We start from the raw sequence: 14248 nt of genomic DNA, 5'->3' as shown, positions 1-14248 counted from the left end.
GCGAGACAGACCAAAGTTCAAATGGCACTTAGGCCAGAAGTCCTCGGACCCAGTAAAGGAGAAACAAAATGGCTTCCTATATCAACACCAACATTTCGTCGCTGACCGCACAACGTAACCTGACCACGTCGCAGTCTTCCCTGACGACCTCGCTGCAGCGCCTGTCTTCTGGCCTGCGCATTAACAGCGCCAAGGACGATTCCGCAGGTATGGCGATTGCCGACCGCATGACGTCCCAGATCCGCGGCTCCAACCAGGCAGTTCGTAACGCAAACGACGGCGTGTCCCTCGCCCAGACGGCTGAAGGCGACCTGGCCCAGATCACCAACAACCTGCAGCGTATCCGCGAGCTGGCTGTCCAGGCTGCCAACGCCTCCAACAGCTCGTCCGACCGTACCGCACTGAACAACGAAGCATCGCAGCTGATCTCTGAAATCGACCGCGTGGCATCGAGCTCCCAGTTCAACGGCGTGAAGCTCCTCGACGGCACCTTCACTTCGCAGGCCTTCCAGGTTGGCGCAAACGCCACCTCGAGCGACCGCATCACGATTACCTCGATCAACAGCGCACGTACCAACAGCCTCGGCGTCGGTTCCGGTTCGAGCTACTCCGCCAGCCTGACCGCACTGACCGCTACGACGTCGACCGCGCTGACCGCTGGTGGCCTGGTCATCAACGGCTACAACGTCGGCGCAAGCTCTTCCGACGGCGTGTCCACGAGCGAAGGTACTTCCAGCGCGATCGCCAAGGCTGCTGCAATCAACGCAGTGTCCGCACAAACAAACGTCACGGCAACCGTTGACGCAACGACGTTGGCCGTAACGGCGACGGCAGCCGGCGTCGACACCGTAGGTGCCGCAATCAACGGCGTGCAGATCGGCAACGCAGGTGCAGTTGCTCTCTCCGCCGACGCGACTGTCGCCGCATCGGAAATGGCCGCAGCGATCAACGCAGTCAGCAGCCAGACCGGCGTGACCGCAACAGCCTCGGGTGCAACCTATACCCTGACCGCAGCCGATGGCCGCAACATCAATGTCGCAGGCACCAGTGCAGGCGACTCCGGCCTGGTCACCGGCGCAACGACCCACGCAGCGATCAACCTGAGTACGACGTCGTCCGCTGGCATTACGCTGGGCGGCGCGCAAACCGCGGCAATCGGCGGCACGATCGGCGTAACCGCAGCAACCGCAACCGCAGGCGCAGGCGTCTCCTCGCTCGACCTGACCACGATTGCAGGCGCACAGTCCGCGCTGACAACGATCGACAATGCGCTGACCACGGTCAACAGCACACGTGCTTCCCTCGGTGCGATCCAGAACCGCTTCACTTCGGCGATCAGCAGCTTGCAAACCACGTCGGAAAACCTGTCCGCATCGCGCAGCCGCATCCAGGATGCTGACTTCGCATCGGAAACTGCGAACCTCACCCGTGCGCAGATTCTGCAACAGGCTGGCACCGCGATGCTGGCGCAAGCGAACGCAGTGCCTAACGGTGTTCTGTCCCTCCTGAGGGGCTAAGCAGTAATTAAATGAAGTACGGGAAGCGCCTTAACGGGTACTTCTGACAGGACGGAAGGCGGGAAAACCCGCTTTCCGTCTTCCCACTAAAAGGGGAAAAAAATGGATATCAATCGCATCTCGGGGGTAGGCCAAGGGTTAACCGGACTGAATGCGCCCCAACCCAACAGGACAGAGCTTCCGCAAGCTCCTGCCGCCGCAGCCCCAACTGTTCCTAACAACGGCCAGCGCGTTACAGCGCCTGAAGCCACCAAGACAGTTGCGATCAACGAAGCAGAACTGAAGCAGTCGATTGAAAAAATCAATAAGTTCCTGCAGCCGACCAATGGCGATATCGAGTTCACCGTAGACGAAGAAACCAATCGCACGCTGATCAAGATCATCGACAAGAAAACAGATACCGTACTCCGCCAGATTCCCTCCAAGGAAGCCCTCGCCATCGCCAAGGAACTGGACAGATTGCAAGGCTTGCTGGTCAGGGACAAGGCCTGACGTTAAGGGAGGTACGAAATCATGGCATTGTCTTCTGCAGGCATCGGCTCCAATCTGGACATCAACAGCATCGTTAACCAGTTGATGTCTATCGAGCAACAACCCTTGGTTTCCATTGCCAAGAAGGAAGCCAGTTTCAACGCCAAACTGACTGCAATGGGCACCCTGAAAGGCGCCCTCTCCGCCTTCCAGTCTTCCGTCCGCTCGCTTTCCGATGCAGCGAAATTCCAGGCAATGAAGGTTTCATCTGCGGACGCCACCATTGTTTCCGCAACCGGTGGAGCATCGGCAGTCCCCGGCACCTTCGCCCTGGAAGTGACGAAACTGGCGCAGGCCCAGAAGCTGACGACGGCGGGCCAGGCAAGTTCGACCACGGCCATCGGGAACGGCACACTGACCTTCGATTTCGGAACCATCGGCAACGTCCCGCCGGGATCATTCAACAGCACGACGGGCAAGTACACGGATGCCACGTTTGTCAGCAACGGATCGGGCACCAAGACCGTCACGATCGACGCAACGAACAATACCTTGTCCGGCATTCGCGATGCCATCAATTCCGCAAAAATCGGTGTCACTGCAAGCATCGTCAATGATGGCGGCACCTCGCCCTATCGCCTGGTACTGACCGAAACCAGCACCGGCAAGACGAACAGCATGAAGATTTCGGTGTCGGGCGATGCCGCGCTGTCGACGCTTCTTGCACACGACCCGTCGGCCAACGCCGGCCAGGCGCTGTCGGAGACCGTCACCGCGCAGAATGCCGAACTGAAGGTCGACGGCATTTCGGTATCGAAGTCGACCAACACGGTAAGCGATGTCATCGAAGGCGTGACCCTCAATCTGCTGAAGACCAATACCGGCAGCACAACGAACATCGCAGTCACCAATGACACCAGCACAGTCGTGGGCAACGTCGGGTTGTTTGTCAAGGCGTTCAATGACGTAACAAAGACCCTGAAGGATCTGTCGGCGTACAACACGACAACCAAGCAAGGCTCGGTTCTCACCGGTGACGCCGCAGTACGGACAGTCGAGACGCAAATCCGCAGTGTGCTGAACCTGGCCGTATCGGGCGGAGCCAGCACTTTTACGCAGTTGTCGCAAGTCGGCATCACTGTGCTGAAGGATGGCACCCTGTCGCTCGACAATGCCAAGCTGCAGACAGCCATGGATAGCAGTTACAAGGACGTGGCAGGCCTTTTTGCGACGTTAGGCAAGGCAACGGACAGCCTGGTTTCCTATTCCTCGTCCACGAGCAAGACCAAGGCAGGCGCCTATGCGGTCAACATCACGCAGCTTGCAACAAAAGGAAACGCTGTAGGCGAAGCGGCCGTGACGTCGCTGACGATTGACGGGACAAACGATACCCTCAACGTCACCCTGGACGGAAACACATCCACGATCCAGCTGGCGCAAAAGACCTATGCGAGCAACGCCGAACTTGCTGCTGAAATCCAGGCGAAGATCAATGGCGTTTCGACTTTCGTATCCGCGAGCTCGTCGGTCACCGTCACCGAATCGGCTGGTGTGCTGACCCTCACGTCCGCGCGCTATGGATCTGCATCGAATATCAGCATTACCGGCGGCAACGGCAAGAGCAACGTGGTCGGCGCCAGTCCTGTCAATACGGCGGGACTGGACGTTGCAGGCACCATCAACGGAGCAGCCGGCTCCGGTTCCGGGCAATTCCTGACCGGCGCGGTGGGAAACAACTCGGAAGGCCTGAAGATCAAGATCGCCGGCGGCTCGCTGGGCGCGCGCGGCACGATCAGCTTTTCGCAGGGATATGCATCGCAGTTCTCCGTTCTCGCAGAACAGATACTCGGCACCGACGGCCCGGTCAACGCGCGTACCGACGGCCTCAACGGCTCGCTGAAATCGCTCGCGAAAGAGAAACAACGCATCGCCGACAGGCTCACCGAAGTGGAAAAGCGCTATCGCGCGCAGTTCACGGCCCTGGACGTTGCGATCAGCAACATGAACAAGACTAGTTCGTATCTGACCCAGCAGCTCAGCATCCTGAACAAGCAGGCTAGCAGCTAGGTCACAAGGAATTAAAAACGGAGGTAATGATGTTTGGATCACCGCACAGTGGAGCAAGCGCGTACGCAAAAGTCGGTGTCGAAACCGGCGTCGTGGCGGCTAACCCGCACAAGCTGATTGTCATGCTGTTTGAAGGTGCAATGGTTGCCATTGCATCGGCAACCCAGCATATGCAATCCGGCGACATTCCAAACAAGGGACTCGCCATTTCCAAGGCAATCACGATTATTGAAGACGGCCTTCGTGCAAGCCTCGACAAGAATGTCGGTGGCGCCATCGCCCTCAACCTCGATGCATTGTATGAATACATGAGTACCCAGTTGCTCCTCGCAAATGCCAAGAACGACCCAGCCATTCTTGATGAGGTGTACCAATTGCTGAAAGGCTTGAAGAGCGCCTGGGAAACAATTGGTGCAACAGCGAACTCAGCAAACGCACAGGAAGTCGCTGCTCCTGCCAAAACATCGGGTTACGACTCGCTTTCCCCACAAACTTCCAGCCTTGTGAAAGCCTGACCACATGAACAGCCTAGAAGTCATTTCTCTTTACGAAACCGTCGCGGATATTACCGACCAGATGCTTGCCGCAGCACGCGTCGGCGACTGGGAATTGTTGGCACAGTTGGAAAGCCGCTGCTCCAGTCAGGTCGAGTTCATCAAGAACAATGAAGAGCCACGGCAGCCTCTGTCGCCCACCGCACGGGAACGCAAGGTCAAGATCATCAAGAAGATCCTTGAAGACGACCGCCAGATCCGCGACATCACGGAACCATGGATGGCTCGACTGTCCGCGATGATCAACAGCGCCGGCACCGAACGTAAACTCTCCCAGGCCTACGGCGCGAGCCAGACAGGCTAACCATCATGTTGCCGCGGGCCGATCTCAATCCCACCCGGCCCCTGGCCTCCCTGGAGGCCACCACCACCGTTGTTTCATCAACGGATGCGCGCCTCGAAGTATTCAGCAGGCTGAACCAGATCGCCATCGGTCGCGAACTCCAGGCGACCGTGGACGCGATGCTCGACGACGGCACCTACCTGGTGAAGGTCGCCGATACAACCGCCCGCATGGCCCTTCCCGTGGGGGCCAAGGTCGGCGATACGCTGTCCATGGTATTCATCGCCAAGGATCCGCGCCCCACCTTCCTGCTGACGCAACAGCAAGGCAGCACACCCGCTTCGCTAAGCACCACCGCGCGCCTGGTCGATCATCTCCTGCATGCGGCGGAACAAGAAGGCGCCCCGAGCGCCGTCACCACGCGAATCCCGCTTGTCCTCTCCCCTGCGGCGCTGGAGCCGAAGCAGGTGGCCATGGCATTGCAGAACGCGCTGTCGGCAAGCGGCCTCTTCTACGAGTCCCATCTCCATGATTGGATCAGCGGCACAAGACCGGTCGCGGAGCTGGCCCGTGAACCGCAGGCCCAGCTTTCAGGAAGCCTGAAACCCGCACAGGCAGTGCCGGCGCAGGACGCGAACAATGTCGATCTCGCCCGCCTTGCGGCTAATTTGCGCGAAGTGGGAGAAGGAGCGCATAAACTGCTGAACCTGATCCGCGAAGCGCAGATCCAGCCTGCGAACGCGGCCGCAATTGACGCCGACCTGATCGCCCCAACCCAGTCCGCACTGCCCACGGTGGAACCGGAAGCCGCGCGCATGATCAACCTGCAGCTGAATGCGCTCGAGCACCAGATGGTCCGCTGGCAAGGCCAGCTCTGGCCCGGCATGCCCATGGAGTGGGAAGTGCAGGAAGACAAACCGGAAGGCGGCCGCTCGCAGGGCGACGCGCAACCATCCACATGGACGAGTACAGTCCGTTTCGAACTACCCCACCTCGGCGGCGTCTCGGCCACCATCCGGCTCGTTGGCGACCGCGTCCATGTGCAGGTCAACACCCAGACCGAGGACACGGCAACCACCGTCCGTACCTTCGGCAGCATGCTCGCAGACGCGCTGGATGCAGCAGGCACCCCGCTCGATTCGTTGTCGGTGAAACAGCATGAATCGCCCTAACCCGGCCCAGAGCGCCGTCGCGCTCGCCTACCAGACCGGCGACCTTGCGCCAAAGGTCGTCGCAAAGGGGCGCGGCCTGATCGCAGAAGAGATCATTTCGCGTGCGCGGGAACACGGTGTATTCGTGCACGAGTCCAAGGAACTCGTCGCATTGCTGATGCAGGTCGACCTGGATAAGCATATTCCTCCAACCCTGTACCGGGTAGTGGCGGAATTGCTCGCATGGCTTTACCATATCGACGCTATCAAGCACACTGGAGAAAAGGGGCCGCAACCACGCCCCTTACACGGACCGGAAAAGCAGGAATAAATGTCATTCAACACCAAGTTCGGCACGGAGGACGTCAGCCCGTACCAGGTACATTCGCGCCGGGAAATCATCGGATTGCTGCGCTCCATGCAGGAGCGCAACCAGCTTGTCACCATGCAGGCAGCCGGCGGCGCGGATGCCGTTGTCACATCGATACTGGAAGTCGATGAGGACAGCGGGATCGTGGTGATCGACCGCGCACCGAGCAATACCGTCAACCAGCGCCTCATGGGAAGTGACAACGTTTCCTTCGAAACCGTCCTCGATAATATCCGCATCCTGTTTTTCACGAACAAGGTCAGGGAATGCCTTTATGACAATCTCCCTGCCCTGTATATCGCGATTCCGCCCAGCCTGATCCGCCTGCAGCGGCGTGAGTATTATCGCGTCCCCACTCCGGTCGCGAACCCGGTGCGCTGCGCCATCCGCATCCCTGCCGACGACGAGTCCGGCGGGCCCGGCACAACGGCGATCGTCACACTGAAAGACATCAGCGGCGGCGGCATCGGGGTAATTGACGAAAAGAAGACGCTGGATAACACGATTGGCCGCGTGTACACCGAGTGCCGGATAGATATTCCGGGCGGCACGATAGTGACGTGCACTCTGCAGGTACGCAACTCGCACGACCTGTCCCTCGCTAGCGGAAAGTCGATCCGCAAGATCGGCTTCATGTTCGTCAACCTGCCCAGCCCGATGCTGGCGGCGGTGCAGCGATACATCACGAAGCTCGAGCGCGAGCGCAACGCCAAGGCGACAGGACTGACCTGACCGCGGCTATGCGCCTTACACCGACATGTTCATGATGTCGTGATAGGCAGACACCAGCTTGTTGCGGACCTGGATGGTGGCCTGGAATGCAATGTTGGCCTTCTGGGAATTGATCATGACGTCCGACAGGTTGACACTGTCGTCGCCCAGCGCGAATTTCTTGGCAAGCTCTTCCGACCTGGTTTGCGCGCCATTGACCTGGTCCAGCGCGGATTTGAGCGCACCGGCAAAGTCGACACGGGCTGCCGGCTTCTCGCCCTGAAGGGGGCTGACCGCGCTTTCGGGACGCGTCGCTGCAGCCCTGAGCTGCGCGACCATCGCCTCGATCTTGCTTGCATCGATCATTCCGGTCTTCATTTATCCACCCTCCGTCGTCCGCCGCACTGGGCGGCATTGCCTTTTTTCACAGCGCTACAGTAACACGCGAAAAAGCCGCTCCGGACGGGGATAAACACAGGAAAAATTGCTCTGTTCCAACGATCAAATTCACTTAACAGGAAGAAAATCCTACACTAAGGCGAAAACCTCGATTTGCAGGACCAAAATGACCAATAACATCGTGAACGACAAGATTGCCGGAGGCGCACCGTGGCGGTAGCCGGTGAAGGCGCCGTCGTACCGGCCGCCCCGGGAGGGATTGTCGGTTTCGCCCAGACACCGGGCGGGCGCAACTTTTTCCTGATGCTGGGCGTCGCCGCCGTGGCCGGCGTCATGTCTGGCGTGTGGCTGTGGAGCCAGACGCCAGACTACCGCGTGCTTTTCTCGAACTTTTCCGACCGCGACGGCGGTGCCATTGTCGCTGCACTGCAGCAGTCCAACATCCCCTACAAGTTCGCCGACGGCGGCAGCGCGATCCTCGTGCCCGCCAACCAGGTGCACGACGTACGCCTGAAGCTCGCCTCCCAGGGCCTGCCCAAAGGCGGCAACGTCGGTTTCGAACTGATGGAAAACCAGAAGCTGGGCGTGTCCCAGTTCCTCGAACAAGTCAACTTCCAGCGCGCCCTCGAAGGCGAACTGGCCCGCTCCATCCAGTCGGTCGGCGCGGTGCAGGCCGCCCGCGTCCACCTCGCCCTGCCGAAGGCATCCGTCTTCGTGCGCGACCAGCAAAAGCCGACCGCATCGGTCCTGCTGAACCTGCATGCCGGGCGCACCATGGACCCGCAGCAGGTGAGCGCAATCGTGCACCTGGTCGCCAGCAGCGTGCCCGACCTTCCGACCAAGAACGTTACTGTGGTCGACCAGAATGGCAACCTGCTGTCCGAGACCGGCAAGCCGGCGGGCGCCAACGGCCTCGATCCGACACAGCTCAAGTACGTGCAGGAACTGCAGCAAAGCATCATCAAGCGGATCGAATCCATCGTCACACCGATCGTCGGCCCCAACAACGTCCGCGCGGAAGCGACGGCAGATGTTGATTTCTCGCATTCGGAGCAGGCGGCAGAAACCTACAAGCCGAACGGCACGCCGAACGCCTCCACCATCCGCAGCCAGCAGAGCAGCGAATCGCAGAGCAACGCGTCGCTGACCGCCTCCGGCGTGCCCGGCGCCCTGAGCAACCAGCCGCAGCCGAACGCCACTGCACCAATCGCCGGCAACACGCAACAGGCTGCCAATCCGACTGGCACGACAACGCCATCCGGCAATGTGCAGAAGGACATGACCGTCAATTACGAAGTCGATAAGACGGTGCGCTACGTGCAGCAGCCGATGGGCGGCATCAAGCGCCTGTCGGTCGCCGTCGTGGTCAACTACAAGAAGGAAGTCGCCAAGGACGGCAAGGTCACGATGAAGCCGCTGACCGACGACGAGAAGACACAGATCACCGACCTGGTCAAGGAAGCCATGGGCTTCAGCAAGGATCGCGGCGACAGCCTGAATGTGGTCAACAGCCCGTTTGCCGGGGCGGAGAAGGAAGTGATCCCGGAGACGCCGATCTGGAAGCGCCCGGAAGCGATCGATATGGGCCTCTCCGGCGGCAAGTACCTGCTGGGCATCGGCATCCTGGCCTATCTGTTCTTCGGTGTCCTGCGGCCGCTCTTCAGGCGCATCATGAAGACGTTCGAACCACCGCCGCAACCTGTCGAAAATGATGCTGTAGTTCACATCCAGCATGAAGTGGAACCGATGGGCACCAAGCCGCGCAGTTACCAGGACAACCTGGAGGCCGCGAAGACCCTGGCCAAGAACGATCCGAAGATGGTAGCTAACGTAGTAAAAGCATGGGTAGGCACAAATGAATGAGGATGGCGTAACAAAAGGAGCAATCCTGATGCTGGCCCTCGGCGAGGAAGAAGCCGCCGAGGTGATGAAATACCTCGGTCCGCGCGAAGTGCAGAAGCTCGGCGCAGCCATGTCCACCATGAAGGCCGTCGCCAGCGAACAGCTCGAAGCGGTACTCAACGACTTCCGCGACGAAACCGAGCAGAACACCTCCTTCGGCCTCGACTCCGACGAATACATCCGCACCGTGCTGACCAAGGCGCTGGGCGAGGACAAGGCATCGTCCCTGCTCACCCGCATCCTCGGCACACGCGACGCCAGCGGCATCGAGAGCCTGAAGTGGATGGACGCGCAGTCCGTCGCCGACCTGATCCGCAACGAACATCCGCAGATCATCGCCACCATCCTGGTGCATCTCGAGCGGTATCACGCCTGCGAAGTCCTCACCTATTTCACCGAACGCCTGCGCAACGACGTGGTGCTGCGCATCGCCACGCTGGACGGCGTGCAGCCGACCGCCTTGCGCGAGCTGAACGAAGTGCTGACCAAACTGCTGACAGGTAACGAAAACCTGAAGAAGAAACCGATCGGCGGCGTGCGCACCGCGGCGGAAATCCTCAACTTCATGAGCGGCGATACCGAGACATCGGTGATGGACAACCTGAAGAACTACGACAGCGACCTCGCCCAGAAGATCATGGATGAGATGTTCGTGTTCGACAACATCATCGACATCGACGACCGCGGCATCCAGGTGCTGTTGCGCGAAGTGCAGTCCGAATCCCTCATCGTCGCGCTCAAGGGCGCCAACCAGGATCTGCGCGAAAAGATCTTCAAGAACATGTCGCAGCGCGCGGCCGAGATGATGCGCGAAGACCTCGAATCCAAGGGGCCCGTGCGGCTGTCCGAGGTAGAAGCGCAGCAGAAGGAAATCCTGCAGATCGTGCGCCGTCTCGCCGACGAAGGCCAGATCATCCTGGGCGCCAAGGGCGACGACCAGTTCATTTAATCGCGCGTTAGCGTATTGTCAGGACCACAATGAGTTCGAATGTCATTCCGAAGGAGCACCTCACCGCCTACCAGCGGTGGGAAATGGCGTCCTTCGGCGACGACCGGCCAAGCCAGCAGAACACGGCCGCGCAGCAGCAGGCTGCAGCGCAGCAAGCCGCCGCGGAAGCGGCACGCCTGCGCGAAGAGGCGCGCCAGCAAGGTTATGCGGAAGGATTCAACCAGGGTCACGCAGAAGGCATGCAGGCCGGCCGCATGGAAGCCGCGCGCGAAACGGCCCGCATCCAGCAGGTTGCCGAGGCATTCGGCGCCGAGCTGTCGCAGGTCAATGACGCCGTCGCCGACGACATGCTCAATCTCTCGCTGGACCTTGCCAAGGCCATGCTGAAGACCGCATTGCGTGTCAGGCCGGAGCTGGTCCTTCCGGTCGTCAGCGAAGCCATCCGCTACCTGCCGAGCGTGCAGCAGCCCGCCCTCCTCGTCCTCCATCCGCAGGACGCCGCCATCGTGCGCAGCTACATGACGGATGAGCTGGAAAAAGCCGGCTGGCGCATCGCCGAAGACCTGCAGATCGAGCGCGGCGGCTGCCGCGTCGAAACCGCCAGCAACCAGATCGACGCCACCCTGCCGGTACGCTGGCAGCGCATTGCCGACGCGCTTGGCAAGCAGACCGACTGGCTGGAATGAACAGCTCCCACACAGAACGCTGGCAAGCCTACCTGCGCGATTGCGCCTCGCTCGTCACGATCCCTGAACCAATGCTGGTTTCGGGCCGCGTCACGCGCGTCGCAGGACTCGTCATGGAGGCGGTCGGGCTCAAGCTGGCCGTCGGCAGCGCCTGCACGGTGCCGCTTCCCAGCGGCGCGAAGATCGAAGCCGAAGTGGTCGGATTCGAGAACGACAAGCTGTTCCTGATGCCGCAAAGCGATGTGGAAGGCGTGGTGCCCGGCACCCGCGTCTATCCCGTGGAAGTGGTGCAAAGCCTCCCGCGCCCGGGCACCGTCAACCATCCGCGCCGCCGTCCCAGCGACCGTGGCCGCCATCTTCCCGTCGGGGACGAACTTCTCGGCCGCGTGCTGGATGGCGCAGGCCGTCCGCTCGATAACCTGGGCCCGCTGCACAGCTCGCATGCGGCACCACTGAGCGTGCGCGCCGCCAACCCCCTCAATCGCGCACCGATTACCGATGTCCTGGACGTGGGCGTCCGCACGATCAACAGCATGCTCACCGTCGGCCGCGGCCAGCGCATGGGCCTGTTCGCAGGTTCGGGCGTCGGTAAGAGCGTGCTGCTCGGCATGATGGCGCGCTACACCGGCGCAGATGTCATCGTCGTCGGACTGATCGGCGAACGGGGCCGCGAAGTCAAGGAATTCATCGAGCAGATTCTCGGAACCGAAGGCCTGGCGCGCTCGGTCGTTGTCGCCGCACCGGCCGACACGCCGCCGCTGATGCGCCTGCAAGGCGCCGCCTACACGCATACGATTGCCGAATATTTCCGCGACCAGGGCAAGAGCGTGCTGCTCATCATGGATTCCCTGACGCGCTATGCGATGGCGCAGCGCGAGATCGCCCTGGCAATCGGCGAACCGCCGGCCACCAAGGGTTATCCGCCATCCGTATTTGCCAAACTGCCAACACTGGTCGAACGCGCCGGCAACGGCCGCGTGGGCGGCGGATCGATTACCGCCTTCTACACCGTCCTGACCGAGGGCGACGACCAGCAGGACCCTATCGCCGACTCCGCGCGCGCGATCCTGGACGGCCATATCGTGCTCAACCGCAGCCTGGCGGAAGCAGGCCACTATCCGGCTATCGATGTTGAGCAATCGATCAGCCGCGCCATGCACAACATCACGACCGAAGAGCATCAGAAGCTGACGCGGCGCTTGAAGCAGCTCTATTCGCGCTACCTGCGCAACCGGGACCTGATCAGCGTCGGCGCGTACAGCCCGGGCTCCGATCCGGTGCTCGATGAAGCCATCGCAATGAACCCGAAAATCGAAGCCTTCCTGCAGCAGGCCATCAACGAGCGGTCCGGCATTCAGGAGAGCTTGGGGGAACTTGCCACGCTTTTCGGGGGATAGGTGCCCACGGCGCAGACCTATAATGAATCATGGCAATAAACCCTGCGCTCGAAACACTTATCGAACTGGCAACAAGCCAGACGGACGAGGCCGCCAAGCGACTCGGCCTTGCCATTCGTGCGTGCGAAGACACTGAACAGAAGCTGACCATGCTGCTGCAGTACCGCGAGGAGTACGAGGCGCGCTTCCAGGCCAGCCTCGCTTCCGGCGTCACGGCGGCCGGTTATCGCAATTTCCAGCTTTTCCTCGACAAGCTCGATACGGCGATTGCGGGGCAGCAGAAGATCGTCAACGATGCCAAGCGCCGCATTGTCGACGAGCGGAGTCAATGGCAGTCATGCGAGCGCAAGCGCATGTCCTACGACACGCTTGCCACCCGCATGCTGAAGGCGGAAGAGCGCAAGGCGAACAAGCTCGACCAGAAGCTGATGGACGAGTTCGCGACACGGCAGTCAAACTACAAACGGTAGGACACTGAGCATGCAAACCTCACAAGTATCCAACGCGGCAAACGTGCTGACCGCAACGTCGGCCCCGAACAAGCAGTCCGATGCCAACACTGCCGCAGAACCGTTCGGCCAGGTCCTGTCGCGCGAAGTCTCCCAGCGCAGCAACGCCAACGAGGCTCCCAGGAACAAGGAAGCAGGTAACCCTCCGCCGGCCCAGCAGGCAACGAAAGCGCCCGCAAAGCAGGCCGAATCCAAGGCCCCATCAAAGCCCGCCGAGGCGAAGTCCGCCAAGGAAGGAAAATCCGCCGACAAGACCCAGGCCGAAGAGGAAACGGCCGAGACATCGTCTGCATTGCCGGACGATTTGCTGGCCCTTGTAGCCAACGTGAATGAAATGAATACCCCGGCGACGCCGGTGACCGATGCACAGACGTTGCAAACAGCGCCCGTTGCGCAGGACGTCCAGCAAGCCATTGCCACGGCCGCCCTGCCCGGCGTCGCCGTCACTCCCGACACCAGGCCGGCCGAACCGGCAGCCGCATTGCCGACGTCCGCAGCTGCGATCGGCACGCAGGTTGAAGCAACGACACTTGCCACCGCGGGCACGGCAATCAAGGAAGACAAAGCCACGCTTCTATCGAAGCAATCCGAGCGAGGAGCCAAGGTCGAACTTCCAGTCGCTGCAGCCAATGCCGCAGTCAAGGCGGAAGACGTGAATATGCAGGCCGCCACCCAGTCGGCTGCCGCCAAAGCCCAGGATTTCGCCGCCGCCATGAGCGAATCGCTCAATGGCGTGGCCAACGGCATGCAACCGGTGCAGCAGCAAGCTGGCTTGCAGGCTTTGCAACAACATGGCGCCCAGTCCGCCGAACGGCTCACGCCGCGCGTCGGCACGCCGGCATGGGACCAGGCCCTCGGCCAGAAAGTCGTATGGATGGTGGCCGGCGAACAGCAAAGTGCATCGCTCACCCTCAACCCGCCCGATCTTGGCCCGTTGCAGGTCGTGCTGAGCGTCTCCAACTCTCAGGCAAACGCCACCTTCATCGCAGCGCAGCCGGAAGTGCGCCAGGCGCTCGAAGCCGCCCTGCCCAAGCTGCGTGACATGCTTGGCGAGGCTGGCATCCAGCTCGGCCAGGCCAGCGTCAACAGCGGCACGCCGAACCAGCAAGGCAGTTTCGAACAGCAAGGATCGCAAGCGGGGCGTGGCCACGGCTTGTCCGGGAACCGCGATACGGCAGCCAATGATGGCGAGGTGCGCGTCAGCCGCGTCCAGCCTGCGTCATCCGGCCTCGGGCTGGTCGACACCTTCGTCTGACCCGTCGAGACAAAGCCTGCAGCGGAA

At 61.1% G+C, this 14248-nt stretch carries 15 protein-coding genes; 14 read left to right on the top strand and 1 reads right to left on the bottom strand.

Annotated elements, in window-relative coordinates; genetic code table 11:
- The first annotated feature begins 68 nt into the window (after positions 1-68).
- The 8 genes from AC3WOY_RS23480 (at position 69) to AC3WOY_RS23445 (ending at position 7145) form a co-directional block, all read left to right on the top strand.
- The gene (locus AC3WOY_RS23480) at positions 69-1517 is read left to right on the top strand and encodes a flagellin N-terminal helical domain-containing protein (protein WP_492428197.1); all 1449 of its coding nucleotides are present in this window, start codon (positions 69-71) and stop codon (positions 1515-1517) included.
- Positions 1518-1619: 102 nt separating this feature from the next.
- Positions 1620-2009 carry a flagellar protein FlaG gene (locus AC3WOY_RS23475; protein ID WP_492428195.1) on the top strand — a complete coding sequence of 130 codons (390 nt, stop codon included), beginning with the start codon at positions 1620-1622 and terminating at the stop codon, positions 2007-2009.
- Between the two features lie 21 nt (positions 2010-2030).
- Entirely contained in the window at positions 2031-4055 is a 2025-nt protein-coding gene (gene fliD / locus AC3WOY_RS23470) for a flagellar filament capping protein FliD (protein ID WP_492428193.1), read from the top strand.
- A 29-nt stretch (positions 4056-4084) separates the two neighbouring features.
- The gene (fliS, locus tag AC3WOY_RS23465; protein ID WP_492429394.1) at positions 4085-4570 is read left to right on the top strand and encodes a flagellar export chaperone FliS; all 486 of its coding nucleotides are present in this window, start codon (positions 4085-4087) and stop codon (positions 4568-4570) included.
- Positions 4571-4574: 4 nt separating this feature from the next.
- Entirely contained in the window at positions 4575-4913 is a 339-nt protein-coding gene (locus AC3WOY_RS23460) for a flagellar protein FliT (protein WP_492428191.1), read from the top strand.
- 5 nt (positions 4914-4918) lie between these two features.
- Positions 4919-6064, top strand: coding sequence for a flagellar hook-length control protein FliK (gene fliK / locus AC3WOY_RS23455; RefSeq protein WP_492428189.1), 1146 nt, complete (start codon positions 4919-4921; stop codon positions 6062-6064).
- Entirely contained in the window at positions 6051-6374 is a 324-nt protein-coding gene (locus AC3WOY_RS23450; RefSeq protein ID WP_492428187.1) for an EscU/YscU/HrcU family type III secretion system export apparatus switch protein, read from the top strand. Before fliK ends, AC3WOY_RS23450 begins: the two co-directional genes overlap by 14 nt.
- On the top strand, positions 6375-7145 hold the full coding sequence (locus AC3WOY_RS23445) for a flagellar brake protein (protein WP_492428185.1): 771 nt from the start codon (positions 6375-6377) through the stop codon (positions 7143-7145). It abuts the gene before it with no gap.
- Between the two features lie 15 nt (positions 7146-7160).
- On the opposite strand, the gene fliE is transcribed toward AC3WOY_RS23445, so the two are convergent.
- The gene (fliE, locus tag AC3WOY_RS23440) at positions 7161-7502 is read right to left on the bottom strand and encodes a flagellar hook-basal body complex protein FliE (RefSeq protein WP_492428183.1); all 342 of its coding nucleotides are present in this window, start codon (positions 7500-7502) and stop codon (positions 7161-7163) included.
- 324 nt (positions 7503-7826) lie between these two features.
- Here fliE and fliF point away from each other — a divergent pair, with 324 nt between their 5' ends.
- From fliF to AC3WOY_RS23410, 6 genes are read left to right on the top strand one after another with little or no spacing between them, the layout of a single operon-like run.
- On the top strand, positions 7827-9386 hold the full coding sequence (gene fliF / locus AC3WOY_RS23435) for a flagellar basal-body MS-ring/collar protein FliF (RefSeq protein ID WP_492429393.1): 1560 nt from the start codon (positions 7827-7829) through the stop codon (positions 9384-9386).
- A complete protein-coding gene (gene fliG / locus AC3WOY_RS23430; RefSeq protein ID WP_420477205.1) occupies positions 9379-10374 on the top strand; it encodes a flagellar motor switch protein FliG in 996 nt (331 codons plus the stop codon). Before fliF ends, fliG begins: the two co-directional genes overlap by 8 nt.
- Before the next feature lie 29 nt (positions 10375-10403).
- Positions 10404-11060 carry a flagellar assembly protein FliH gene (locus AC3WOY_RS23425; protein ID WP_492428181.1) on the top strand — a complete coding sequence of 219 codons (657 nt, stop codon included), beginning with the start codon at positions 10404-10406 and terminating at the stop codon, positions 11058-11060.
- Positions 11057-12457, top strand: a complete 1401-nt coding sequence (gene fliI / locus AC3WOY_RS23420; protein WP_492428179.1) for a flagellar protein export ATPase FliI — start codon at positions 11057-11059, stop codon at positions 12455-12457. Before AC3WOY_RS23425 ends, fliI begins: the two co-directional genes overlap by 4 nt.
- 29 nt (positions 12458-12486) lie before the next feature.
- Positions 12487-12927 carry a flagellar export protein FliJ gene (gene fliJ / locus AC3WOY_RS23415; RefSeq protein ID WP_492428177.1) on the top strand — a complete coding sequence of 147 codons (441 nt, stop codon included), beginning with the start codon at positions 12487-12489 and terminating at the stop codon, positions 12925-12927.
- A gap of 10 nt (positions 12928-12937) precedes the next feature.
- Entirely contained in the window at positions 12938-14221 is a 1284-nt protein-coding gene (locus AC3WOY_RS23410; protein ID WP_492428175.1) for a flagellar hook-length control protein FliK, read from the top strand.
- Positions 14222-14248 lie beyond the last annotated feature (27 nt).

The sequence above is a fragment of the Noviherbaspirillum sp. FW303-A3 genome, assembly GCF_058788695.1.
The sequence above is the reverse complement of the archived record's forward strand: the minus strand, read 5'-3'. Positions and strand labels throughout refer to the sequence as shown.